Source organism: Dyadobacter sp. 3J3, assembly GCF_009801115.1.
Lineage (GTDB): Bacteria > Bacteroidota > Bacteroidia > Cytophagales > Spirosomataceae > Dyadobacter.
In genome coordinates this window covers 141,431-166,966 of the sequence record NZ_VTOL01000013.1, presented here as the reverse complement: position 1 = coordinate 166,966, position 25,536 = coordinate 141,431, and the positions used below count along the sequence as shown (strand labels likewise).

Annotated in this window: 18 protein-coding genes; 4 read left to right on the top strand and 14 right to left on the bottom strand. The window is 43.8% G+C overall.

Features of this window, described 5'->3' with window-relative positions; translation table 11 throughout:
• Window positions 1-4: 4 nt before the first annotated feature.
• Entirely contained in the window at window positions 5-2,428 is a 2,424-nt protein-coding gene (locus FZF08_RS24920) for a TonB-dependent receptor domain-containing protein (protein WP_159475152.1), read from the bottom strand.
• A gap of 127 nt (window positions 2,429-2,555) precedes the next feature.
• Between FZF08_RS24920 and FZF08_RS24915 the strand changes: the two genes are divergently transcribed.
• From FZF08_RS24915 to FZF08_RS32370, 4 genes are all read left to right on the top strand, one after another.
• Window positions 2,556-3,302, top strand: a complete 747-nt coding sequence (locus FZF08_RS24915) for a LytTR family DNA-binding domain-containing protein (protein WP_159475149.1) — start codon at window positions 2,556-2,558, stop codon at window positions 3,300-3,302.
• A gap of 234 nt (window positions 3,303-3,536) precedes the next feature.
• Window positions 3,537-4,673: a sensor histidine kinase gene (locus FZF08_RS24910; protein WP_159475146.1), complete on the top strand. Its 1,137-nt coding sequence runs from the start codon at window positions 3,537-3,539 to the stop codon at window positions 4,671-4,673.
• A 389-nt stretch (window positions 4,674-5,062) separates the two neighbouring features.
• Window positions 5,063-5,197 (top strand): hypothetical protein, encoded by a 135-nt coding sequence (locus FZF08_RS32100; protein WP_255463699.1) that lies wholly within the window; start codon window positions 5,063-5,065, stop codon window positions 5,195-5,197.
• Window positions 5,179-5,391 (top strand): T9SS type A sorting domain-containing protein, encoded by a 213-nt coding sequence (locus FZF08_RS32370; protein ID WP_159475143.1) that lies wholly within the window; start codon window positions 5,179-5,181, stop codon window positions 5,389-5,391. The genes FZF08_RS32100 and FZF08_RS32370 overlap by 19 nt, the downstream gene beginning before the upstream one ends.
• 276 nt (window positions 5,392-5,667) lie before the next feature.
• Here the strand turns inward: FZF08_RS32370 and FZF08_RS24900 are convergent, their stop codons facing one another.
• From FZF08_RS24900 to FZF08_RS24840, 13 genes are all read right to left on the bottom strand, one after another.
• Entirely contained in the window at window positions 5,668-7,284 is a 1,617-nt protein-coding gene (locus FZF08_RS24900; protein ID WP_159475140.1) for a sodium:solute symporter family transporter, read from the bottom strand.
• A 58-nt stretch (window positions 7,285-7,342) separates the two neighbouring features.
• On the bottom strand, window positions 7,343-8,023 hold the full coding sequence (locus tag FZF08_RS24895) for a DUF1080 domain-containing protein (RefSeq protein WP_200837161.1): 681 nt from the start codon (window positions 8,021-8,023) through the stop codon (window positions 7,343-7,345).
• 212 nt (window positions 8,024-8,235) lie between these two features.
• Window positions 8,236-10,365 carry an alpha-glucuronidase family glycosyl hydrolase gene (locus tag FZF08_RS24890; protein ID WP_159475231.1) on the bottom strand — a complete coding sequence of 710 codons (2,130 nt, stop codon included), beginning with the start codon at window positions 10,363-10,365 and terminating at the stop codon, window positions 8,236-8,238.
• A gap of 83 nt (window positions 10,366-10,448) precedes the next feature.
• Window positions 10,449-13,115 (bottom strand): sialate O-acetylesterase, encoded by a 2,667-nt coding sequence (locus FZF08_RS24885; RefSeq protein WP_159475134.1) that lies wholly within the window; start codon window positions 13,113-13,115, stop codon window positions 10,449-10,451.
• Window positions 13,116-13,357: 242 nt separating this feature from the next.
• Complete coding sequence (locus FZF08_RS24880; RefSeq protein ID WP_159475131.1) at window positions 13,358-14,449, bottom strand: endo-1,4-beta-xylanase; 1,092 nt, start codon at window positions 14,447-14,449, stop codon at window positions 13,358-13,360.
• A 62-nt stretch (window positions 14,450-14,511) separates the two neighbouring features.
• Window positions 14,512-16,440: an alpha/beta hydrolase-fold protein gene (locus tag FZF08_RS24875; RefSeq protein WP_159475128.1), complete on the bottom strand. Its 1,929-nt coding sequence runs from the start codon at window positions 16,438-16,440 to the stop codon at window positions 14,512-14,514.
• Between the two features lie 50 nt (window positions 16,441-16,490).
• Window positions 16,491-17,405, bottom strand: a complete 915-nt coding sequence (locus tag FZF08_RS24870) for a ThuA domain-containing protein (protein ID WP_159475125.1) — start codon at window positions 17,403-17,405, stop codon at window positions 16,491-16,493.
• A 14-nt stretch (window positions 17,406-17,419) separates the two neighbouring features.
• A complete protein-coding gene (locus tag FZF08_RS24865; protein WP_159475122.1) occupies window positions 17,420-18,991 on the bottom strand; it encodes a glycoside hydrolase 43 family protein in 1,572 nt (523 codons plus the stop codon).
• Window positions 18,992-19,017: 26 nt separating this feature from the next.
• Window positions 19,018-19,539, bottom strand: coding sequence for a VOC family protein (locus tag FZF08_RS24860; protein ID WP_159475119.1), 522 nt, complete (start codon window positions 19,537-19,539; stop codon window positions 19,018-19,020).
• Window positions 19,540-19,626: 87 nt separating this feature from the next.
• Complete coding sequence (locus tag FZF08_RS24855) at window positions 19,627-21,318, bottom strand: glycoside hydrolase family 43 protein (RefSeq protein ID WP_159475116.1); 1,692 nt, start codon at window positions 21,316-21,318, stop codon at window positions 19,627-19,629.
• A 65-nt stretch (window positions 21,319-21,383) separates the two neighbouring features.
• A complete protein-coding gene (locus FZF08_RS24850) occupies window positions 21,384-22,472 on the bottom strand; it encodes a Gfo/Idh/MocA family protein (protein WP_159475113.1) in 1,089 nt (362 codons plus the stop codon).
• Between the two features lie 39 nt (window positions 22,473-22,511).
• Entirely contained in the window at window positions 22,512-23,564 is a 1,053-nt protein-coding gene (locus FZF08_RS24845; protein WP_159475229.1) for a glycoside hydrolase family 43 protein, read from the bottom strand.
• Window positions 23,565-23,714: 150 nt separating this feature from the next.
• The gene (locus FZF08_RS24840; protein ID WP_159475110.1) at window positions 23,715-25,529 is read right to left on the bottom strand and encodes a RagB/SusD family nutrient uptake outer membrane protein; all 1,815 of its coding nucleotides are present in this window, start codon (window positions 25,527-25,529) and stop codon (window positions 23,715-23,717) included.
• Between the last annotated feature and the right edge of the window lie 7 nt (window positions 25,530-25,536).

Genomic DNA, 25,536 nt, shown 5'->3' with positions numbered 1-25,536 from the left:
CCGTTTACTTTACACCGCCCCCCATACGACCCTTTTCGATGTCATTGCCTAGGCTTTTTTCTCGCGCCTGCTTAACCGTCGTTTTTCCAAAGCTTTGGGTAAAGGCGATTTGTATGCGTTGATTATCATTATAATACTGATTGCTGGATGAAACGTTACCATACGAAACCACATAACGATAAAGTTGGGTATGAAACACGTCTTTGAAGATCACCTTCACATTTCCGTTTTTGTTAATCGATTTGTTAAAACTCAGGAATGAAAAAAATATCTGTTTGCTTTTGTTGATTGTATTACGGCTGGCAGATTCATATACAAGCAACAGCTCGGCTTTGTATCCTTTGGGCAAAGCAAAAATATTGTTAACATAGGTGTGCAAGCCGGTGCCAGTCAACTTTCCTGCCGCAAAGCCTCCAACGGGGGAATCAGTTTGAGAGGCCCGGATACCGCCATTCCAGTTTAGTGACCACCATCTGCGCATTTCCTTTCCCCAGGAAATTCCCAGATATTCACTTTGTACCCTGTTCAGGTTAGTGAAAGAGACCGTGTAGATTTTAGTGTCCTGATCAAAGAAGACGGTATTTAAAATTGAATTGTGTGTCGTGGTGAGATTGGCAAGGAATGTAATCCCACCTGTTGTAAAGTTGGCATCCAGCGTATGTGCAAAAGCGGGTTTTACCAGAGGGTTCCCTTGTGAAATAAGGTATGGGTCCAGCTGATATCTGTACGGAACAAGTGTAGAGAGGGTTGGCCTTGAAATTTTGCGGGTATAGGATAATCTAAAACTCCGATCACTGTTAAATGATTTATTGATTCCAATACTAGGGAAGAATCCGGCATAGCTCCTTTTTAGATTGGCGCTGATAAGTTCCTGGTGTGTCCATTCGTAACGCAGGCCTGTCTGCAGCGCCCATCCTGACTTTAATCTGGTGTTAAACCCGCCATAGCCTGCGTAAGATTGCTCCTTATATTTTCCCCGATTACTAAATGCGGGATTCAAAATAAACTCGCCACTTGCCTGCTGGTTTTCCTGGGTTAGTTGGTTATCGTTGGAAAGGGTTGTCAGCTGAAACCCGTATTGCCATCCACCATTTTTTAAGGGTAAGCTCAGATCAGCTTTCAGGATCATATTTTTTTCATCTTTTGGGTTTCTGATTCTTAAATTCTGTTGTGATCTTAATGGGATCAGTTCACTATCCGTGTAACGATAATTCAGGTTCTGTGTATTGGAACGGTCGAAAAAGCTTCTGGTTACGTTGACAGAAAGCTCTTTACCCAATGCATCGAGTTTTCCTGTATAATTCAGGTTGACGTCGTAATTTTTTGTCCGGTCATTTTCGGTTCGATGTAAAAAAAGCACAGAATCGGTTTGAGCCGGATAGCTTCTGAAATAAATGGTTCCATCCGTTCGTGTATCGTTTGTTTGCGACCCAGTGTTCAAACGCAGGCCAATGGTATGATTAGCAATGGGAGCATAATCAATCCCGCTAAAAGTGGACAAATCGTAGGTCTTGTAAAATGAAAAAGATTTGCCATCCATATCACCCATTTGGTACTTTCGAAGGGTGGACTCATCAGATCCGACGTGATTGAGTCTGCCGTTAAGCGTCGTGAAAATGCTCCAGCGGTTTGAGCGGAAATTCAATGAAATATCAGGGTTTGATCTTGCATAGCTACCCTGGGAGAAAATGAATCCAGCGCGGCCATTTAAACCGTTTTCAAGGCTTTTTTTGGTGATAATATTGACAACTGCGCCGAAACTCGCATCATACTTGGCTGATGGGTTTGAAATTATCTCAATTTTTAAGACCTGTTCGGCGGAAAAACTTTGCAGAAAATTGTCCAAAGAGCTTTTACCGGTCTGCCGTCCATCTATTAAGATAAGCACATTGTCTTTATTGCCGACCCTGATTCCATTCGGAGACATAGATATCATCGGCGCATATTTCAGCAGGTCCTCTACTTTATTTCCCTTCGCGATAACGCTATTGGCAACATTTAATACCATTCTGTCTCCCATGTTTTCTACCAGACTGCGATGACCTGTCACCGTCACCTCCTGAAGATTTTCCACTTTTGCCTCCATTTTTATTTCTCCAAGCACCACAGGTAAGAGTGCTATGGAAAATACTGGAAGCCACTTTGTCTTGTAGCCGACAACCTGAACATTCAAAAGGTATTGGCCTGTCGCTACGTTGTCCAAAACAAAATTGCCCGATTCATCAGTCAGACCTCCTTTTATCACCGATGAATCCTGGGGAGACGCCAGGACAATGACCGCATAGGCAACGGCACTACCATGGTCCTTTTCTATTACCTTCCCGCTTACAGGATACTGTGCGGCGGCCGGAAGCGTGCCGATTAACAACAAGAAATAAATAATACTACTATAAATGCTAACTGATCTAAAAAATCTTGGATTCTTCATGGCTTGATTTGCTGTAAGATTCAGAGGGCTAGCCTCATTTTGATTTGTACTGAAAATTTTTCTACTTTGTATGGCTATTGTACTACTTCTTTTCCTGCACTTCCTTGGTTGATTTAATGAATTTTTTATGGTTCGATGTGCGATTGTTGAAGACGAGCCATTGGCTCAGCAGTTACTTGAAAAATACGTCAGCAGAGTGTCTTCCCTGGAATTGACTGCTACTTTTGATGATGCGATTATTGCGTTTGACCAGCTTCCGAATCTGCGTCCGGATGTAATTTTCCTTGACATCAATCTGCCTGAAATGAGTGGAATGGAATTTCTCCGGGCCTACCCGCTGCCTCACCCCGCGGTGGTTATGACAACAGCGAACCCCGCGCACGCGCTGGACGGCTTTGAATTTGGGGTAACGGACTATCTTCTCAAACCGATCACCTTTGAGCGATTTCTTAAGGCGGTAGGCCGCGTCAGGGATAAAATATCCAGTCATTCACCTGCTGCAACCGAGCCGCTTCCGCTTTCAAACCCGTCCTCAGCAACGGATGGAAAGGGCGAGTTTTTCTATTTTAAGACCGATAAAAAACTGGAACAGATTATTCTGGACGACATCGTATTCGTTGAGTCGTTGGGCGATTATGTCAAGGTTTTCATGGCTGATCGTTATTTTGTTAGCTTATTAACAATGAAAAAACTAGCGGAAACACTTCCATCAGACCGCTTTTTAAGAATACACCGTTCATGCCTGGTGCAGTTAAGTCATATCAAGATGCTGGAAGGAAACACCGTTCATACTTCCACAGGGCATCAACTAATCCTGGGGCCTAATTACCGGGACTTTGTGAAGGATACACTTAAAAAGCGGCTAATGAATTAGTTGCCTTATAGCAGCAGATTTTGTCACGCTTTATTTTAAATGTTCGTTTTGGTATGGGTCAAATGTAAGAAGGCGGCTCTACTACGATAAATTTTTTCGTTGAAATGGCCGGAATTTTCGGTGAAAGTAATCCGCCATTGTTTTGTCCGGCAAAACCTGCCTTCTATCGAAAAAAAGTGTAAGCTTTCTATAAATCTGTTTTCCTTGCATTCATACCGGACTTACTGATTGCTTATGTTAAATTTAGAACTCCTTGCTGACCCCACCCAATACAAAGGCTGGAAAAGGGCAGGTTTTCACCTCCTGCTGATTCTTGGCATTTTCTTGTTGGTGGTTTCCACTTATGTTCCTTGGTTCCTGTATCCTAATCCCACGCTTAACTACCCCTTATTGACTTATGTGGGACCTGTCCTGAGGGATGCTTTGAGTATCATACTTCAGTATTACTTGCTGGTCTTCCTGTTTACCCGTTATTGGAGGCGCCCACTTATATTAATACCTGGTCTTTTAATGTATTATGTCACCCTGTTCACTTTCTATTATTACGCTTCACACCTTGTGAAACATTTTTTTGGTTTGCCGGATGACTACACAGGCTCGATCAATCATTTTGAAAAAATGCCCTATTTTCAGGCTTTGTTTAATATCGGAACCTTTTTCCACCTGTTGTTTATCATTCAACGTGCTTTTTTCCCTCTGGCAATAAAGCTCTTTATAGAAATGTATAGACGTCAGCTACGCCATAGCCGTTTGCAACAGCAATACACGAACCTGGAACTTGACTTTCTGAAAAGCCAGCTCAATCCGCATTTTTTGTTTAATGTGCTTCATAGTATTTACGCTTTGACAGAAGAGAAGACCCCTCGTGCTGCACAAATTGTGGAGAAGTTATCGACAATGATGCGTTATTCACTTTATGAAACTGGTGATGCAGAGGTGCCGCTTAAAAAGGAACTTTCCTTCATCCAGGATTATGTGGATCTTGAACTGCTTAGGACCACAAAACGACTAACACTGGAAATGGAATTCCCCGAGGATGTAGAACAAACCTTGCAAATCGCTCCGTTTATACTGATTACTTTTATAGAAAATGCCTTCAAACATGGTGTTCAAAGCACAGCGCAAAAATCCTGGATCAAAATGCGTATTGTTATCCAGAACGATTTTTTAAGCTTATGGATTGCCAACAGCAAACCTGCCGGTTCACATCATCCCATCGGTGGATTGGGTTTATCAAACGTAAAAAAGAGACTTTCCATTTTATATCCGTCTCACAGCTTAATCATTAATGAACAAGCAGACCAATATGAGCTGTATTTGCACTTGCATTTAGCGAAGAAGCAAAATGCATCTTTGGGAAATGTTTATTAATAGACATATTTAAGAATTTTTGCTTTTCTTAATTAAAATGAAGAATACAGAGAAAATTAGGCAACTTTACTTTGTTTGAATTATTAAAATCGGACTTTCAGGAATATTGTTAGTTGCCCAAATTAGATTCCAAGCCCAGTAAAAAAACGGATGTCAAACTTAAAATTCCGTGCTCAGCCAAATATTCTTACCACAAATCAGGCGATTTCTTCCCTCCTTTCAGTTCTTGCCTCCGGCAATTTAAAGGCACAATCTCAGGAATGTCACACTGAACCAGTGGCAATAAATCCTAAATATTCTAAGTCGATCTGACGAAGGAACATTAAGCGAATTATGCCAAATATCAGGACGAGTTCGAACTTACCTCAAAACCAACGGCGTTGACTTGTATGCAATCTCTCTCCAGAACTAACCTGAATACAGATTATGCGGGATATATCTGGACGCCTGCCCAAATGGCGAATTTCATTACAGAAAGCAGGGTGATAGGATCAATTGTAAAATCATGGCTCCGGAAAGCGTAGGTATTACTGACACTTATATATTAAAGGAAATAAGTATGGCGGGAAAACTGATTATCATAAATGTGCCCGGGCAAAAAGTTCGTCAATCCGATCTGACAGGATCAGATCAAACGGTAATTGATATTTCAACCCTTAGCCCCGGCGTTTATTTCTATAGCTTGAACAACTTCACAGGGTCATTTATAAGGAAATAAACTGTTATCAGACATTCAGTATTCGATTTTTGTAATGTTGGTACTTTACAGCGGATGTGTCATGATTATTTGAGGCATCCGTGTTTGTTTTCAAGTATAAAAGATGCTGACAGCACACAGATTCTCGCTGAGATCCATCATCTCCCCTGTTTATATTACTAGTATTTTAATACCGTTTTAAACAAAACAGGTCCGGAAAACATCTCTTCCGAACCTGTTTTGTTTAAAACGCTAAGTCAGACTTTTAACACCTCATCAATATATAAAAGACAATGACTACCAAAAGAAAGCATATAGCGAAACGAGCATAACAAGTATAATAGCAGCACCTACCAAAAAGCCCGTATGCGCTTTAAACATGGATGAATCGATGACGAGACCTTTTTTCTCGTCAGGTAAAACATAACCCAGAATAAACATTCCGAGAATACAAATTACAAAAACCCAACCCATTCGATCCAAAAACGGAACCTGCGTCCAGTCTGCAAAGGGGAGCCAGTTATTATGCATCGCCAGGGCCACAATAAATCCGCCGACTATGGCAAACAATGCTCCTGCCGAATTGCTTCGTTTCCAGAAAAAGCCCATGATAAAGGATGCAAAAATTCCCGGCGACAGCAGTCCTGTCATTTGCTGGATAAATTGAAAACCTCCCGCCTTGTCGATACCCATATAAGGAGAAACCAGGATAGCCAGTACCATCGAAATGACGATCACGATCCGGCCGATGGTCACGAGCTGTGCTTCTGTTTTATTCTTGCCAATATAAATTTTGAAAATATCCAGCGTAAAAATCGTTGAAATACTATTGGCTTTTCCCGCCAGCGATGCCACAATGGCTGCGGTAAGCGCGGCAAAAGAAAGTCCCTTTAACCCGGCAGGTAATAAGTTCAACAAAACCGGATATGCCTTATCAGCAACGATGACGCCGTTTTCTGTCATTTCCTGTTGAAATAATCCTTGATTGTAAAGTGTATATGCCGCGATACCAGGAAGCACTACAATGACCGGCATCAGCAGTTTCAGAAACGCCGCAAATAGAAGTCCGTTTCGTGCGGTTTTAAGATCTGCTCCGAGAGCCCGCTGGGTAATGTACTGATTGCAGCCCCAGTAATTCAGGTTTACAATCCACATACCTCCGAGCAAAACCGTCAGTCCGGGAAGCTCCATATAGTGCGTACTGCCTTCTTTGAAAATCATATGAAAATGGTCGTCGTGACTTTGTTTCATTAGTTTCAAACCATTGAATAAGCCGGTAGTGTCAAAATTATCAGAGACAAGATTGATGGCGATGTAACTTGTCGCAAGTCCACCGATGATCAGGAAAAACACTTGTATCACATCCGTAAAGCCAATCACCTTCATTCCACCAATGGTGATGATGATGGAGAAAATGGCCAGTCCCCACATACAAAGGTCAAAATCCAGGCCTGAGATACCCGAAACGGCCAGTGCACCCAGGTAGAGAATTGAAGTCAGATTCACCAGAATATACAACCCCAGCCAGAAAATCGCCATGATCAGACTGACTGTCGGATTATAACGCTGACTAAGAAATTGGGGCATGGTAAATATCTTGTTCTTCAAATAAATCGGCATGAAAAATAATGCGACAATCACAAGGGTTGCGGCGGCCATCCATTCGTAACTTGATATGGCAAGACCCATCGAAAAACCATTTCCAGACATCCCGATAAACTGTTCAGCAGAAATATTGGAAGCGATCAGCGAAGCGCCGATGGCCCACCATGTCAGTGAACCTTCGGCCAGAAAGAAATCTTTGGTCGAAGCAGCTTCACTTTTCTTGCGATGATAAATCCAGTAACCGTATACCGATACAATGATGAAGTAAACAAAGAAAATAATGTAATCCAGTGACTGTAACTGTTTCATCGATACTTATAATTTATTGCTTTAATGATGATTAAATAACGATCAGATTATTAACTAATTAAATCTCTAATATTTTTATATTTTTAAACCATACCTCATCACCGTGTTCCTGGAGCAATATGTTTCCCTGTGGAGCCGCACCAAAATCCGCATAGGCTTTGTACTTGCTGTAATTGACCAGAGCCTTCCACATTTGATTGTTGCGTTCATATTCCAGTATTTTCACATCGTTCAGCCAATGCTCTACATGATTGCCCTTTACAATAATGGTAGCCGTATTAAAATCCTCCTTATGAAACGGCTTGTCCGATGATGCGGTAATTAAATCATACAAAGAACCCAGCGTACGGTTTCCGGCAACGCCGCCTTTTGCATCCGGATGTTTCTGATCATCCAGAATCTGATATTCACAGCCGATTCCGCCGCGGTTTACAAAATATTTAATACCACTATTGCCCCCCTCTGTAATTTTAAAATCAACTTTCAACATAAAGTTTTCATACTTCTGATCGGTGATGATATCTCCGCCTTTGCCGTCCTTTAAAACTTTCAGCACACCACCATCCACTGACCAGCCTTTTGCCGGAAAAGTTTCAGAACTGCCACTTTTCCAACCTTTCGTTGTGGCCCCATCCCAAAGCAGTTTCCAACCTTCGGCCTGTTCTTTTTTGGATAGTGTATTGTCCGCCACACCCTTTGTTTGGGCTGATGCATTCCACACAAATAATGTCAAAGCCATTATTAAAAAATTCCTGTGCATTTTATGTTTCATTTTTACATTTGAATAAATTGAATTCGATTGTAGAAACCCGATCTGTGATACTCAACGATTAACAGGTACTGGTGCAGTCATGAAGGAGATAATCCAGCGGGTAGCCGGCAAAGGTATACTCTGGTTCTATCTCCCGGTGAGCACATTTGTTCGAATTAGGGGTAAAAATGTAAAGTTGACTACCGCATCAGATAAATATCCACCGACTTTTTAACTTCTTCCAAAGTTTGTTCAGGAGCAGCAAAACCTTTGGGGATGGGTTGTTTGGCGAAAGTTTGCAGGTATAAAACCCAGGCATCTCTCCACCAGATCGCTTCCCTGTGCTGGACTTTCAGCCGTTCGGCCACATCGTTATATACCTGCGGATCCAGATTTGGTTTTGCAAGATCCCACTGTTGCTGCATCCAGACGACCGAATCGGCACCGGTGTAAAAACGGGTACAAAGTTCTTCCCAAAGTGTCCAGCCGGTGCTTAGCTTTTTGTCCCAGCCCACATGATGAAACCAGAGAAGATAAGGCAACGGGGTTTTATCAGGATTGTTCCACTGCTGCTGCACTTCGGGGCGGTACTGAGCCAGCGCATTACTTCCGGAAGTAGTCCTGTCAAATCCCAATCCCGCGGAATCTGCACGATGGTAATATACGGCTGTCCAGTCAGGCCGCGAGCCTTTGTTTTGCCAGGGTTCGGGTGCGAAATGAACACCCATCCATGGGCGGGAAAGTCCGAGTGGCGTATTGTAATCGACATAGATTTCACGCGATCTCAGCATCAGCCCGACAATCTTTTCCTGCGCTTTTTTATTTCGGGTCAAAGTCAGCTCAGTCCATTCTTTGGCAATCTGTTCAGAACTTAACGCATGGTCCCAGCTCAGCCGTCCGAATGCATACCAGTTGGCCTGGGCCAGCGGATGTCCCGTCCAGTTTCTGGCATTTCCCGTATTGGCCACACCGGCCATGAGCGTTCGGGAATATCCATGCAAAGTCCCGTCGACCACCTTTGCGACAGTCGATCCCGCTCCATTTACATAGGTGTCAGAATCAAGATTTTCTTTGAAAATTGGCGCCTCATAAACGGCATGTGTGGCAAAACCAAGATATTCCTGCGTCAGCTGAAATTCTACTCCAAGCGGCGTTTTCGGCATATTGCCAAACAATGGAGAAAACGGCTCACGTGGCTGAAAATCAATCGGTCCGTTTTTTACCTGTACAATTACTTTCGGATCAAATTTTCCATCCAGCGGAACAAATTCTTCGTAAGCCGCTTTAAAACGATCCGCCTTTGGGTCCGCTTTGTAAACGAAAGCCCGCCAGATCACGATGCCTTCATAAGGTTGAAAAGCCTCGGCGAGCATGTTCGCACCGTCGGCATGTGTGCGCCCATAATCCTGCGGACCAGGCTCTCCTTCCGAATTGGCTTTCACCAAAAAACCGCCAAAGTCCGGAATTTCTTTGTAGATCTGAGCGACTTTTTCTTTCCACCAGGCACGTACTTTGGGGTCGAGCGGATCGGAAGTAGGCAGACCGCCCAGTGTTTTCGGGGCGGCAAAGTATACAGACAAATAAGTTTTGATACCATATTTCCGCATCACATTTGCGACGGCTGCAACTTTTACGATATACTCCTGCGACATAAATCGCGCACTCGCATTTACATTATTGAGCACCGTTCCGTTAATACCCAAAGATGCATTGGCACGGGCATAATCCTGGTAACGCGGGTCAACGCGCTCAGGCAATTCATACCATTTCCAAAGTGAATTACCGGCGTAACCGCGCTCAATGTTTCCGTCCGGATTGTCCCAATGATTCAGCATCCGGTACCGGACTTTTGGGCTGCTTGTCAGATTTAAAGCTTTGACAGAAAGTTGCATTTGCATATGTCTCAGCAAGGCAAATGTTCCGTACAAAATACCGTTTTCGGATTTTGAACTGACCACTAGGTTACCCGCAAGCAATTGAATCCGGTAACCTTCCTCCTGTTTTATATCAAGATTGGGTTCCAGTTTTAGAACAATGCCTCCGGATTTATTTCCAACCAAGTTGTTCGAAGAAATATTTTTACCCAAAAGACTCTTCAATCCTGTTTGCAGCTCCCTGCCGGCACTTTGCGTGATCTCGCCCTTACCAGACACTGAAATAAAAGCCGTGTATTTTAAGTATTCAGCTTTTATAGCCGGATCCGTAACAGGCTCATATTTCAGCCAAAGCTTGTAACCGTCATCACCCTCAGCTGATAAAAGATCGGCTGAAAAGGATGGAGCACTGATCAGTATGTAGCTGAAAAGCAGAAGTATGTATATTCTGGTCATCATATTTTTTTCCAATTACTGATTTTTTATGTTTCTTAAACTCGGGTTGCGCTCGTGGACACAAAGTCCAGCACTGGACCATATTATTTTTTCAAATCACCGATATGCTCTGCCACATTCAGCATTGTATCGACATAAATATCTTTTTCATTTTCTTTCAGATAGTGCAGCAGCTGGCTGTGCGCCTGATTGGAAACATTCAGCGCATGTTCACCTCCCACGCCATGAAAAAGAAAAACCAACAATTTGCCGCTTTGCTGTGCCTGTTTAACGAGTTCGATCATCTTTTCTCCGGTTTCGCCAGACATCCCGTAACAATCTATGTCCATCAGATTTTGTTCATCAAGTGCATGCATTTCATGTCTGACAGCCCTGGCTGCTACAAACTCATCGGAAAGTGTCTGAATAAATTCACCTTCGGCTACTTTTTTGTGCCCACAGGTAAATGCAAAAGTCCGTTTCGTTTTGCCGTCGATCGACTTTAAATACGCATTGCACATTTTGATCTCATCCTGTATTCTTGCCAGACTGTATTTGCTCAGATCATACTCCGGTTTCACCCAGCTCATACCCGGCCCGGATGCGTCACAGGGATGATATAGCGTGTGGTTTCCCAATTCATGGCCATTTGCAGCCACAGCACGCCAGTCCTTAATTCTGTTTCTTGCTGCATCCGAAGAAGCGGTCAGATAAAAACTTCCTTTCAGACTAAGGGAATCCAGCGCAGGAACTACATTATCCAAATGCACATTCAGCGCGTCATCATAGGTTAGCACAACCGCGCATTTTTTTCCTTTCCAGGGTTTTGAATCATCCGAAATTTCCGCATCGGTTCGGAAGGGAGAAGCGGGCAGACCTTCCGAATTATAAAAATTGATTCCTTCCGGATTATCCTGCCAGCCGTAGCGAACATATTTTGGCGTTTTCACCAGTTCGCTAGACAATGCGATCTGATCTTTTCCAATAATCCGCGCCGTTGCCCAGACGAATTTTTTATCATAATCTGCGATGGAAAACCAGCGCAAGGGTTCTGAATCTTTGGAGGTGATGCCCTTGGCTACATGATCAAATGTCAGGATTATTTTATCCTTTTCGAGCGTTTGTGATTTTAGCGCCGGCCCGGAACAAACGACATTTTTTTCCTTGTAAGCCAGGTTTCTGGCCGATAGCGCCAGTCTTTTTCCAATGTCTTTTTTGTTCAAAGGGTGAATATCATTCCATTCACCCAGGTCCAGCGTAACCGTCACAGCGGTATTTTTCAGCGTAAGCGCCTGGTTTTGCGCTTCTCTGATTAGCGCCATATTACTTTCTGATGTGGTGTAATTCACGTCCTGAAAATTGGGCAGCTGGACGACCAGAAACGGAGCATCCGGATTTTTCCACAAACCTCTCCAATCGTTGATCAAAGCGGGCATTAATTTTTTATATGGCGCTGGATTGTCAACATTCGATTCACCCTGATACCAGATAAAGCCTTTGAGTTTCATGGGCAAAACAGGCGCGACCATGGCATTGTATAAAGCTGTCGGCTGGTTTTGATGCACCAATAGACTGCCGCCAAAATTTCCTTTTTTCTGAGGTTGGAATACCTCCCCAACTTTATACTGCCAGGTTCCTTTCAAATCAATTTCCTGATCCCCGGCAGTCATGAAATATGGTTTGTCAGCAACGAAACCACCTTTTCCCATTTGATTTAAAACCCGGATGACAAATGTATTTTTTCCTTTTTTCAGTAAATCCGCCGGAATCTCATAACGACGGGGCGGATACTGGTAGGTTGTATTTCCAATCTTTTTGCCGTTGACATACATTTCATCTGCATCCACAATACGGCCCATATAGAGTTTCACTGTCTTGCCAATCCAGTTTTCAGGAATATCAAATTCCCTCCGAAACCAGACGACACCGTTCAAATCTTTAATTCCCTGATCTTCCCAGTAACCCGGAATATTAAAATTCCGCCATCCCTTTGGCTCATAAGTAGTGTTTTCCCAATGCTCAATTTGGCCCAAATCATTTACTTGTGGCTTTGGTCTGTTATTGGGTAACATGCGTTTGAATGAATTGACATAAGCTGTGTCTTTATTCTTATTGATAATCTTTTGTATATCAGCAAAATCCTTGTATCCGCCCTCACTGATCCAGGCTTCGATTGGTGTGCCTCCTACGGAACTGTTGATAATTCCGATAGGAACCTTATACTGATCGTAAAGATCTCTTGCAAAAAAATACGTAACTGCTCCCATGGTGAGCACATCCTTAGGGTTCGCCGCTCTCCATTCCCCGTTCGGAAAATCTTTTTCAGGACCGCTCAGACTGGTAAGTGTCTGAACGAAAAAATTCCGGATGTCAGGGTAATTGGCAGAAGCGATATCGTCAGCAAATCGCTCTTTCACACGCTCCATATTGATTACCATATTACTTTGTCCGCTGCAAAGCCATACATCACCAAAGGCAATATTTTTGATCCGGATCTGGTTTTTACCTTTTAAAACCATTTCAAAACCGCTTCCAGCAGGTTGCGCTGGCAGCCGAATCTCCCACTTACCATTTTCCGTAGTTGTGGTTTTATAACTTTTATTTTTCAACATAACCGTAACCTTTTCCTTCGGAGCGGCCCAACCCCAGATCGTTACAGGCTGGTCCCGCTGCAAAACCATATGGTCGCTAATCAGCTTTGGTAAGCGGATCTGTGCTGAAAGGTTGCAGGAAAGAAAAACCAGGAAAATTAAACACTTAAAAAATCTCATCAAAAATGCGGATAATTGACAATTTCGGTACACATATAACTGCCTTACCGATTTGTCAACTTGTTATAAAATAGATATAGTTGTAAAATAAAGGTGTCTAAAAGCTTTTCACAAACCTGACAATCCATGACCAAACCTGACAACTTCCTGCCCAGACCTGGAAACCCCTGACTACAATTGACAACGCCTGACAATACTTGACAACCCCTGACCAAACTTGACCATAACTAACAACCCCTGAATTACTTCTGAAAATCAACAACCCCTTCAAAAGCTTTCTTCGGTTTATAGTTTTGATCAAACAATAGCGGGTAATCTTTACGGTTTGGAACCGGAAAGTTATCCAGCCAGGTATATTTGTCCGACACATTCCAGAAAGTCACACCCGTAACAGTCCCTTTATATTTTCTGAATACATCAAAAAGCATTTTGTACTGAGCTGCTTGTTTTTCTACCATTTCAGCGGTCAGTTCACCTGTATCGGTCGCCTTTTTTGCGCGTCGCTCGTGCTCTTTCGGATGCACAGAAACATCGAGTTCGGTAATCTGCACGGCCAGACCCAGGCTTGCAAACTGTTGAATGGATTTTTCTATTTCCTGCGCTGTGGGCTCATAAATAGACCAGTGCCCCTGTAAGCCAACGCCGTCTATCGGTACTTTTTTGTCTTTTAACTTTTTAAGAAGCTGATAGATTTTCTCTCTTTTCGCAGTGCTTTCGGTATTGTAATCATTGTAAAATAATTTAGCATCCGGATCAGCGGCGTGAGCATATTCAAATGCCTTTTCAATATAATCCTCTCCTATGATTTCATAGAATTTCGAGCGGCGGTAAATGCTCGTACTCGTGTCTGGCACAGCCTCGTTCACGACATCCCAGGCATAAATTTTTCCTTTGTAACGGCCAACCACATCATTTATATGCTGTTTCATACGCGCAAGAAGGACTTCCCGGCTTACCTGTTTACCCGTTGAATCTGTAAAAAACCACTTCGGTGTCTGGTTGTGCCAGCACAGCGTATGCCCTCTTACTTTCATATTGTTTTTTTGCGCAAACGCTACAATAGCATCCGGATCCTGCCATGCATACCGGTTTGGTTCGGGATGGATCGGCCCCATTTTCATAGCATTTTCCGGCGTCAGACTGCTGAATTGTGTGATAATCAATTCTGCATCCGGCCCGGATAAACTCCTCGGAGCGACTGCAACACCAATCGGAAAGAAATCTTTATAGGCTTCTTTAAGCGTTTTTTGTGCCAAAAGTTCATTTGAAGTAAGTAATGTCGCCGATACAGCCGCACATTGAACCCAAAACTTTAACCCTCGCGATTTTACCATGACTTATATTGATAAATTATTGATTTTGTCTAACAGCTAATTGCCAACAGCCAACAGCTCTTTTACCTAAATAACAGCTGCGAAAATTGGAACAAATCGTGTCTCCAAACCGGCCAGCTGTGTCCGCCGGGATATTCACTGTACGCATATTTTACACCCATTTCATCGAATTTCGAAAGCATGATGTTGCAATTTTTAAATGCGATATCTTCTTCTCCCCCCATTGATATCCAGAAGTTTTTCAGGTTACCGTTGATCTTTTCAATGTTAGTTTTCATGAATGCGTATTGTGGATCAGTAAGCGCCGTATTATTCGCAAACCACCCTGAACTGAAAACACCGAGCGATGAGAACATTTCTGTATTCTTTATTCCTGCATATAACGTTTGTAATCCGCCCATGGAAAGCCCTGCCAGTGCCCGGTTTTTTGCATCCGTTTCAACGCGGAAACTGCTTTCAACGAATGGAATGGCTCCCTGTTTCAATTCATTTTCAAATGCCTTCAACAAATTTTCATTAAATCCTGCAAGTCCGCCCGTATCTCCCATATTCCCGTCCAGCATCACGATCACCATCGGTTTTGCCTTTCCTTCTGCAATAAGGTTATCCAGAATCAGATTCGTTTTTCCCTGGGTAGCCCATCCCCGCTGGTCTTCGCCACCACCATGAAGCAAGTAAAGTACAGGATATTTTTCTGTGGACTTATCATAACCAGGTGGCGTGTACACATACATTTCACGCCACGCGGCTCCCATTGTTTTTGACTGATATTGTCTGATACGGATCTCTCCGTGAGGAACATCCTTCTTGGCGTAGTAACCACCATTTCTATATGGAATTTCTATTCCGCTGGCCATGCGCCCCATGCCATAAAAAGTCTCGCTCGCGGGATCAGCCAAAGCGACTCCATCGATCAAAAGTGAATAATAGTGAAAACCTTTGCTGATCGAATCCGTTGTTACTATCCAAAAGCCACCAGTATCTTTTTTCATTTCATATTTTTTGCCCAGATCAATCTGTACTTTTTGTGCTTCGGGTGCTTTCACACGAAACATAACCCTGTTGTCTGGCAAAATCTGCGGATACTGCGCGGTACGAATGTTGGTTTCAGGGCGCGATCCCAAAATTGTATATTTTGATAAAGAAGCATCGTCAACCGGTTTAAACAAAAACTGTGAAAACATGTAAAGACCATTTTTCCAGACCTTGAAATCATGCACGCCCGGCTCGATATAATAGACATGCGGCACCTGATTTTCAAACATATAATCGTGTGTGCGTTTGCTGAATGTGATCAGCCTGTCGTTGTCGCCGCAGGAAATGAAAAGTAATTTCAATTTCTTTTTTGCCTCTTCGGGATTTGGCATAAGCTCTTTTGGAATTTTCGTATTAGGTGCCGATGAAAAACCACCCACCCAGGCGAACTGATCCAGATTTCCCAGTCCAAAGTTAAGCGACTGCCCTCCGCCCATCGAAAGCCCTGCGATGGCACGATGCTCACGGTCTTTCAAAACCGGATATTTGCTTTCTACAAAAGGGATCAGATCTTTTAGCAAATCCTGTTCGAAAGTGGCAAATGCGGCAACTTTGTCGGGCCCCATGATATTTCCGGTGGCGGCATCGTCCTTCATCGCCCTTCCATTTGGCATCACCACGATCATGGGCTCAATTTTCTTTTCTGCATAAAGATTATCCAGGATAAGCTGCGGATTGCCTCCTTTCAGCCATTCTTTTTCGTCCCCGCCTATGCCATGCAAAAGGTATAAAACAGGGTATTTTTTCTTTTTGTTAAAACCCGGAGGCGTATAGATCAGCGCCTTACGGGATGTTCCAACCGTCTTCGATTGATACTTGACAGAATCAATTTTTCCGGTCGGAATTCCGGACTGCACCACATCATAACCCTTCGGCATTTCTTTCAAAATTTCCTGGGCGTTGCTTATCAGAGCAACCAGCAACAGGCTTGTAACAATCGATATAAATTTTTTCATGGATTGAAAGGGTAATTGGTTTTGTGATTTGATTAATTGTTGTGTTGTATTTAAGGCGTCTTGTATGAATTTTCCGGGCGGAGACTCTGTTTTGACGCTGTCGGAAAATCAGCGGGAATGGGAAAAGTGACCTTACCTGTTGCCAGCCACTCTGCTGCTCTGATCACCGTCGTTTGATAACCCATGCAGCGATAAGCAGGGGGATAGCTTTCACCCTTCCAAAGATGTCCGAGGCTCGAATTGTAAACCCGTCCTTTGCCATAACGGACAACCCATTCCACCGGCCAGGTTCTGTGGGTACTTGTACTATCAAAAGCACATGAAAGTACACTGATATTTTCTGCTGGTCCGCGTGGGAAATAGTAAACCTCCGTATTGGCAGTTTGCCATTGAATGGGATATCCTTTGTTAATCGGATGCGGCGTCAGGACCTGAATTAAGGCGTTGAACCTGTCTCCATGTCCCGTTCCCTCCCCTTCGCCAGGAGCAATTCTGGTAATTGTTTTGGCGCCCACTATTTCCAGCGCATAACCCTCAGAGGCGCGTCGCCATCCCAGCCCGATCATTTTATCGTATTCTTTCCAGTGGGGAAAAGCATTGTTAGCCGAATGAAGTATGTACAATCCGCCACCATTTCTTACATATTCCTCCAATTTTTTTTCAGCCTGCCCGGGCCAGCGCAGACTGGGATTTTGAATGTTGTTGGTGTTTTGTACAATCAATGCATACTTGCTGAAATCAGGATTCCACACACTTCTTTCAAGGCTATCCGCCGGAATCGAACTGACTTCCACAAGAAACCGCCCGCTTTCTTCCAATAGCCATTTCGTTACAGCAGTGGTTTGTTTCCAGTCATGGTTACTAAACCCATCCACGATCAAAACCGGTATCGGTTTCTTTTTTTGTGCCAAAACACTAAGCGGGAGGCATGCGGACAGGATAAAGACCAGACAAATTTTAAGCATAATTGTATCTTTGATTAATTACGTTTTTCAATCTTGTCCTCCACTCGGAAAAAGTCAAAATCCGCATATCCGCCAATATTTTTAGTTGCATAATTGAACAACCCAAAACGATAACCCATAAAATGAGGAATGGTATAAGACATTTTCAGTGGTTTGCCAATGGGCAGCCAGGACTTGCCGTCGAGACTGTAAAAGAAACTGGCCGTATCCTTCTTGTCTTTAAAATCACATTCAGCTTTCAAATAGACTTTATTTTGAGCCAATGGTAAACTTTCAATCTCCTCGGCCTTACCCGTTAACGAGCGAACCATAACAATCGACGATTTGCCCTTGCCCCTTTTTATCCCAGCAAAACCATATTTTTTTTGCAACAATCCCAACCCTGCCATGTCTCCTTCCTTCATTTTTGAGATGTCAACCAAAGTGGAAGCTGAGGATTCCGGACCGATGGTACGCTGCGTCAATGTATTTCTGGCACTTACAAATGAGGTATCAATCTTTCCAGTTTTTAACCTTAGAAATCCTTTCCTTTCCGTAACCGACCAAAGTTGATTATCCGGGTTGTGGTTCCATTGCCAAACCAGCGGCAACGTCGGTTCTCCCATTTTTCGGGAAAAATCATCCGATGCAACAATGCCTGGCATCAAACCTTTGCTGGCTGGCAAGTCAAGTATTTCAGGCACTTTGCCTTCATTGCCCAGTACCGGCCATCCATCTTTCCAGGTCACAGGTACGAGATAAGGAATTCGGCCAACTGCTCCATAATCCCGAAAAAGATAGGCATACCATTTCCCGTCCGGCGTATCGATAAGCCCGCCTTGCGCTACGCCTAAATCCTGTAAGCCAACGCGACCCTCATAAGGTCCGGTGATTTTATCAGCCCGGTGAACCACAACCGTTCGCATCCCGCCTTTGGGCCAGTTGATATTGAACAGATAATATTTACCATTCACTTTAAAAAGCTGAGACCCCTCGGCCGGAAGCCCGCCACCGGTGCCTGATGGCAAACTGGCATTTTCAATAATTATCTGTTCAACAGAACCTTTTTTAACCGCCGAGACATCCGCTTCCAGCTCGACCATTTTGATTTTTCCAGCGCCATAAATCAGATAAACCTTTCCATCGTCATCAAAAAATAAAGTATGGTCATGATAGGACGGCGAGAATGAAGACATTTCCCATGGCCCTTTTTCAATGTTTTTTGTCGTGAAAATGTATGTCTTGCCGGTTGTCTGAGCGAAGGTTGTTACGTAGAATAAACCATTGTGATAACGAAAACTGCTCGCCCAGGAGCCCCGGCCGTAGGTGCTCTTTCCGTTGGTCAGATTGAGGGCATCCATATTCGCCAGCGTGTCGTAGGCATAACTGACTAACTGCCAATTCACCAGATCTTTCGATTTCATGATCGGCAGGCCCGGGCTCATGTGCATGGTTGTGCTGCTCATGTAATAGCTATCTCCAACGCGGATCATAGCCATATCAGGGACGTCTGCAAAAATGATCGCGTTGCGTGCCGTTTGCGCTTTTGATAAATCGCTCAAAAACAAAACACACCAAAGCAGGCAAAGCAAAGATTTTTCTTTCATTGTAAAATGGCGCTCAGGCCGTTTAACTATTCAATCGGCCCGATCAGTTCTATAAAAGTTCCGTCAGGATCCTGCACCAATAAAAAGTGCGCGTCTTTATTCAGCTGCGTTGGCGTACTTCCCAGAAAAGCTACTTTCTGTGCTTTAAGCCTCTCAACAATTGGTTTTAATGATTTGACTTGAATAGTAATATATTGTGCACCGGTATCGTCCTGAATGAATTTTTGTTTTGGATGTGCTGTCTTTTTGCCAAAGCTCATTAGCTTCCATTCACTTGCTTCGGGGCTGTTTTCCAGTTTCAAAATATTAACGTCGGTGGCTTCTCCGCCAGTCAGGCCGCCCCTTTTACCAAACTCTGAATTGATTGTGAAATTGCCGGTTTTTACCATGCCAATTCCATTGACATAAAAATCAAGGGAACGCTCCATATCAGCAACTACCACACCTACGCCGATTGACTTGCTGGTAAAATTGGATTGAGCTTGGACAAGACTGCAAAAGAGCAGCGCGGAGACTGGTAATAGATTTCTAAAAATCGAATCTTTCATATCATTTTACCCGACTATTTCTTTAAAAAGACAAACCAAAAACAACTTGTGTTTTGGAACAAAACACAAGTTGGATGATTATTAAAACTATTTTGATACCTTTTGAAACATCGGGTCATTTCCGCTGTATTTCAAATATTTAAAAGAAGCAGTATTCGTAGTTGGCTCCCCGGATGAAGTAACATACATCCCAAAAAGACATCCAATAAAACCTCCCGCAACCTGCGTGCTCAGAAATTTAGCGTCAACCTTGTCTTTTAGAAGCTCCCATGAAGTTCCTTTTGAAAAATAAAAGCTGTAAGAATCACCTTCGGCTGTGATCCGGAGTTTAACCGGTTTTGAAACATCGGTAACCGGCATTTTTGCCAGCAGTTCCATATTTTTTTTATCGGCAACGCTTTTATAAAGCTGGATTATTGGCTTACCATCTTCGACTGATTTACTCAAAAAATAAAAGTGAGATTCATCCTGGAAAATCGTCAGTCCGGCTTTTTCTTTTTCAGATTTGGGAGAAAAGTCGAGTTCAACTTCCGTCGTGCAGAACAAATGCTGCTGACGTTTTCCGATGAAAGACGGGTTACCCATTTCCATAATCGTTTCCGGTTTTAGCTTCATGGTCAGGCCGCTTTTCTTTGATAGTGAAAATGAACTGCTGTCAAGGGTCCTCATAAAAAGGAGCGCAGGATCAAGCGTTTTTTCAAAAGTCAAGGTATAGGCAAAGTTGCCCGCCTGCGGAAGTGCATCCTTTTGTTTTACCTCCTTGTAATTGACTGCGTATTGGTATTTAATCTCTTTGCTGTCAGGGTTAATGATCGGCCAGTCGTTTTTCCATTCCACAGGTGCGATGAAAGTTTCACGGCCTGTGTTGTAGAAATTGCCTTCGTAAGGTCTTACGGCAAGAAAAATAGCATAGGTCTTTCCATCGGGGCCATCGACAAACTGGGCGTGCCCAGCCGAAGTGATCGGATCTTTACGGTCGTCCGGCAATCCTCTTTGCGTCAGAATCGGGTTGTTTTCATAAGGAATAAAAGGCCCCCAAACCGATTTGCTGCGAAAGACAACCTCTGTATGATTTACGGAAGTTCCACCTTCGGCCGCATACAAATAATACCAGCCGTTTCTTTTCATGATATGCGGCGCTTCAATCCAAACCGGTTTTTTGCTCAGATCTACCCCACCGTTGACCAGTTGTTTTTCTTCTCCAATCACTTTTAAAGTAGCAGGATCAATTTCATAAATACGAATTGTTCTGTGCCCTGGATACAGTGATTTTCGTTCAGGCGGATCGCTGTTGTAGATGATATAGGCTTTATTATCTTCATCAAAAAACAGAGATGGATCTATGCCACGTACTTGCGGAACACGAACAGGATCACTCCAAGGGCCAGCCGGATTTTTGGAAGTGGCAATAAAATTTCCGTCGTGATCGATGTCCGTACAAGTAACATAATACGTTCCGTTGTGAAAACTGATTGCCGGGGCGAACAAACCCCTGGTTAATTTTTCACCCATAAAATCCATCTGCGACGGACGGTCAATGACATTCCCGATCTGCTTCCAGTTTTTTAGGTCCTTGCTATGAAAAACAGGAATACCTGGAAAATAGGAGAAGGTTGAATTGACCAGATAATAATCCGCCCCTACCTGAACCACACTCGGATCAGGGTAAAAACCGGTTAAAATCGGGTTTACGATGGTGGTCGTCTGAGCGCTCGCGCATTCACTAAAAAAAATACTGCCCGCAAAAAACACCGTATATAAAAAATCCTTCGTCTTCATTTAGTAATCTTTATCGACGATTTGTTTATCTAAAATATGCGGAGATAATCCGCGGATACTTCTGCTTATATTTTTATTACTTTCCCTGCGGCGGCCGATTTGTAGATGGCTTCTACAACCCGTATATCTCTAAGTCCTTCCTCTCCCGGCGCGATCAGATCCGTGCTGCGAAGTATGGCATCACAGTCTTCATCCATTTGTTTGGCCTGCTGATTTTTGATTGGAAATTGAATCAAAGTTCCATCGGACATACTTCCTTTATTTCCATTGTAGCCCGACTGCGGTTCCAGCTTAGCCCAGCCTTTTTCATAATTGACCTGCAAGTGATTCATGTTGATACCAAAACTGGTCTGGCAGGATGCTTTGGCGCCGCTGGGGAAATCAAGCATAAACATCATCGTTTCTTCTACCTCCTTGTATATTTCCGGACGCGTAGTAGAAGCCTGGGCAAAAACACTGATCGGTTCTTCTCCGGTTGCAAGACGTGCTCCCTGCAAAGCGTAAACACCCATATCACCCATCACACCACCACCGAGTGCCTTATTTTGTTTCCAGTGATCCGTGCGTGCATCAAAATATCCCGCTGCACTTGTCACCATCTTTACCTTACCAAATTTTGGTTCTTTGGCAAGCTTCATGATGGCCTGGATATTAGGGTCATGCTGACAACGGTAACCGATCGCCAGTTTTACCTTACTACTGCTGCAAGCTTTGATCATCGCTTCGCAATCCGCCACTGAGGGCGCCATCGGTTTTTCACAAAATACATGTTTGCCTGCTTTTGCAGCGCGCACCACATATTCCCTGTGCATGGATGGCGGTAACACCACGTACACAATATCGATATCCGGGTTGTTGGCGATCTGATCGAAATTCTGATAGTTGTAGATGTTTTTATCAGGGATCTTATATTTTGCCTTCCAGGTTTCAGCTTTGGCCGGTGTTCCGGTAACAATTCCAGCCAGGTAACATTTTTCCGTCATTTGAAGCGCCGGAGCTAAAAGGTCTGTGCTGTAATATCCAAGTCCCACCAGGGCGATACCTAGTTTTTCTTTTTTTTGAGCGGTAGCTGCCAGCAAAGGGTTACCTGAAAATAAGGCAGCGGCTCCTGCCAAAGTCAGGGTCGATAAAAAATCGCGTCTTTCGATTTGCATAGTGTTTTTTGATAGGAATGAATAATAATATTTTTATTATCAAGGAGTTATTGTCTTAATATTCCCATTACTATCTCGTAGCAGCTCTCTGACTTTTACACTGCGAAGATGTGTTTTCCCCGAAAGTTCAGCATCGTGATAGAACAGATACCATTTCCCTTTCACATCTACAATTGAATGATGCGTCGTCCAGCCTTCAACAGGATTCATGATCACGCCTTTGTAAGTAAATGGCCCGTAAGGCGAAGTTCCCTCTGCGTAACACAGCAAGTGCGTATCACCAGTTGAATACGAGAAATAGTATTTTCCATTGAATTTATGCATCCATGCACCTTCAAAAAAGCGCTTGCTGGCATCTGATGCTAGTAAAGGTTTCCCATTTTCGTCAAGGATCTGCACATCCTTCAAAGGCTCGGCAAATGAAAGCATATCGTCTTTCATCACGGCAATTTTCGCGCTCAACGCCGGTTCATTTTCATGACCTTTTCCTAGATCAGTCATTAAAGATTTTTCATAAGTCCCCGTGTGCCAGCGTTGTAGCTGACCTCCCCAGATACCTCCAAGATACATATAGGTTTTACCATCAGTATCTGTAAAAACAGCCGGATCGATGCTGTAACTTCCTTCAATGGGTTTAGGCTCGGCTTTAAAAGGTCCGGCTGGTGATTTACTTGTTGCCACACCAATACGGAAAACGCCTTCTTTGTCTTTGGCAGGAAAATAAAGAAAATAGGTGCCATTTTTAAAAGCTGCATCTGGTGCCCACATTTGTTTATCCGCCCAAGGCACATCTTTTACATCAAGCGCCACACCATGATCGGTCACTTTTCCACCGATCTTTTCCATAGAGAAAACATGATAATCGCGCATCTGGAAATGTCCGCCTTCGTCATCCTGCGGCACGTCTGCTTCCACATCGTGTGAGGGATAAATATAAATTTTACCGTTAAAAACATGTGCTGAGGGATCGGCAGTATACAGACCGTCTACCAGAGGTTTGATCTTTTCAGGCATTTTCTGGCAAATCGCCTGCCCGGCCGTGGCAACAATAATTGAGAAGGTGGCTATAAGGTTGTTATTGAATCGTATCATCATTTATATTTTTATACAAAAAGCAAAGCGTTGGACTGTTACTACTTATGTCGTTTTGTTGAAATCCTGACAAAACTAATCCTGAAACACAGAACTGCTTTTGTGGCAGTCCCGGGTCCCAGGCTTATTATTTTTAATAATCATTTAAAACTAGTATCCCGTGTTTTGAGGAAACTTGGGGCCTTCTACCACCCTATCTATTTGAGACTGTGGAATTGGCCGTAACATGTGAAAATCTTTGATATAGGGCAATGCCTCCTTGTTCCACTCCTGCACACGGCGAACCAGCGAGCGGGTACGGACTAGGTCATGCCAGCGCTGCCACTCACCGAAGAATTCGCGGCTCCGTTCGTCAAGGATAAAATCAAGTGTCACGTCAGCCGCCGTAATATTCATAGCCGTAGCGGCAGCTGTATTCTGAGCCGTGTTATTGGTTTTCCGGAAAGCTGCACGCTGCCGCAAAACATTGATCATCGTTGCAGCTTTCGCTGCGTCACCGGCTTTGAAATTCGCCTCGGCGCCTGTGAGGTAAACATCCGAAAAGCGGTACAAAACAGCGGGGCGCGTAGAAGGATCATTAAAATTGGCACCACGACTTGGATCCATGTATTTTTTCAATGCCGGATAAATACCATTATTCCAAAGGCTTGGCGGTACTACAATACCTTTAAATGGCCTCGATCCAACAAACTGAGGTGCGCCTGGCACTTCATAATCAGGAAGCCAAACGGCAGTGTCCGCACCAGGAACTGTCGTATAACCAATTCCACGGGTATTATTGGCAGTCGTTGGTGTGTTGGTTACAGCAGTGTTTGAAATATAAACCGTGTAAAACGAATTGGCAAAACGAGAATCTACATCACGGTTTGTGAACGCCTGATCAAGGAAATAGTTTTTCCCGGCACGGGTCCCTGTGGCCTGTTTATCCGAATTCGGGCGCATCCGCACATAAGGGCGACCGTAATACGAATCGCGGATCATCCCCGAGGTTCCGCTGTTGGTGAAAACGCCGGCAGCATTTTTGATAGAGTTAATGCCACTATTGTTGGGATAATTCCAGTTGGTAAACCATGGACTCAGGTTTTGTGCGGCACCACCCCCTGATGCCCCACCGACAGCATAATAACCATATTTTGGATCCAGCACGTGGTCGCTGACAAACATGGTTTCTTTTCCATAGTCGTTTGCAGGAACAAATGCATCGCCATAATCCTGCCATAGATCCAGGCCGTAAACCGATTTGTTAGCAATAATCTCGTCACACAGTTTTGCAGCTTCCGTAAAATCACTGGCAGTATTGTTCAGCCATCCGCGGGTCAGGTATGCTTTGGCAAGAAGGAACTGAGCCACCGGTTTTGTTGCCGCTTTTCCAAGGAATGGAGCAGTAGGCTGGTTAGGCAAGTCGGCCGCAGCTTCTGTAAGATCTTTAATAATCAGCGCATAAACCTCTGCCACAGGTTGGCGTGTGGCTGCCTGTGAGGGCACGGTTATAAATTCCGTATGCAACGGCACATCGCCCCAGGTCTGCACAAGGTAGAAATACCAGAAAGCTCTCAAAAATTTAGCCTGAGCCAGGTATTGTTTCCGTGTGGTTTCGGGTAATTCTATGGTCTGACCATATTGAAGCACGCCATTTATGGTGTTTATATCCTGAAATGCAACACCCCAGGCAGAACCGAAATTGCTGCTATTCAGACCGTTGTAAGTATAAGCATTACCCGTACCGGCATTGACACCTTGAATAAATTCGTCGGTTCCCGCCTGCATTTCAACGGTAAATCCTTCCGTGCCCCACTGGCCGCGGATATCATTATAAACTCCTGCTATCCCTCCGAGTACGCCTGACGGACTGTTAAAATAAGAAGGGACAATTTGGGATTGTGGATGCTCTTCGAGCACTTTTTCACAACCGGAGCTCAATGCAACGATCAGCCCGGCAGTAATCAGAATTTTTATGGATTTCATGATCGGA

What these genes read in the sequence shown, in the direction of transcription:
- FZF08_RS24865 (WP_159475122.1), bottom strand. Translation starts at nt 18,991, where the DNA reads ATGAAAGAAAAATCTTTGCTTTGCCTGCTTTGGTGTGTTTTGTTTTTG.
- FZF08_RS24860 (WP_159475119.1), bottom strand. Translation starts at nt 19,539, where the DNA reads ATGAAAGATTCGATTTTTAGAAATCTATTACCAGTCTCCGCGCTGCTC.
- FZF08_RS32100 (WP_255463699.1), top strand. Translation starts at nt 5,063, where the DNA reads ATGCAATCTCTCTCCAGAACTAACCTGAATACAGATTATGCGGGATAT.
- FZF08_RS24840 (WP_159475110.1), bottom strand. Translation starts at nt 25,529, where the DNA reads ATGAAATCCATAAAAATTCTGATTACTGCCGGGCTGATCGTTGCATTG.
- FZF08_RS24885 (WP_159475134.1), bottom strand. Translation starts at nt 13,115, where the DNA reads ATGAGATTTTTTAAGTGTTTAATTTTCCTGGTTTTTCTTTCCTGCAAC.
- FZF08_RS24910 (WP_159475146.1), top strand. Translation starts at nt 3,537, where the DNA reads ATGTTAAATTTAGAACTCCTTGCTGACCCCACCCAATACAAAGGCTGG.
- FZF08_RS24850 (WP_159475113.1), bottom strand. Translation starts at nt 22,472, where the DNA reads ATGCAAATCGAAAGACGCGATTTTTTATCGACCCTGACTTTGGCAGGA.
- FZF08_RS24895 (WP_200837161.1), bottom strand. Translation starts at nt 8,023, where the DNA reads ATGGCTTTGACATTATTTGTGTGGAATGCATCAGCCCAAACAAAGGGT.
- FZF08_RS24870 (WP_159475125.1), bottom strand. Translation starts at nt 17,405, where the DNA reads ATGCTTAAAATTTGTCTGGTCTTTATCCTGTCCGCATGCCTCCCGCTT.
- FZF08_RS24900 (WP_159475140.1), bottom strand. Translation starts at nt 7,284, where the DNA reads ATGAAACAGTTACAGTCACTGGATTACATTATTTTCTTTGTTTACTTC.
- FZF08_RS24875 (WP_159475128.1), bottom strand. Translation starts at nt 16,440, where the DNA reads ATGAAAAAATTTATATCGATTGTTACAAGCCTGTTGCTGGTTGCTCTG.
- FZF08_RS24845 (WP_159475229.1), bottom strand. Translation starts at nt 23,564, where the DNA reads ATGATACGATTCAATAACAACCTTATAGCCACCTTCTCAATTATTGTT.
- FZF08_RS24890 (WP_159475231.1), bottom strand. Translation starts at nt 10,365, where the DNA reads ATGACCAGAATATACATACTTCTGCTTTTCAGCTACATACTGATCAGT.
- FZF08_RS32370 (WP_159475143.1), top strand. Translation starts at nt 5,179, where the DNA reads ATGGCTCCGGAAAGCGTAGGTATTACTGACACTTATATATTAAAGGAA.
- FZF08_RS24855 (WP_159475116.1), bottom strand. Translation starts at nt 21,318, where the DNA reads ATGAAGACGAAGGATTTTTTATATACGGTGTTTTTTGCGGGCAGTATT.
- FZF08_RS24920 (WP_159475152.1), bottom strand. Translation starts at nt 2,428, where the DNA reads ATGAAGAATCCAAGATTTTTTAGATCAGTTAGCATTTATAGTAGTATT.
- FZF08_RS24880 (WP_159475131.1), bottom strand. Translation starts at nt 14,449, where the DNA reads ATGGTAAAATCGCGAGGGTTAAAGTTTTGGGTTCAATGTGCGGCTGTA.
- FZF08_RS24915 (WP_159475149.1), top strand. Translation starts at nt 2,556, where the DNA reads ATGGTTCGATGTGCGATTGTTGAAGACGAGCCATTGGCTCAGCAGTTA.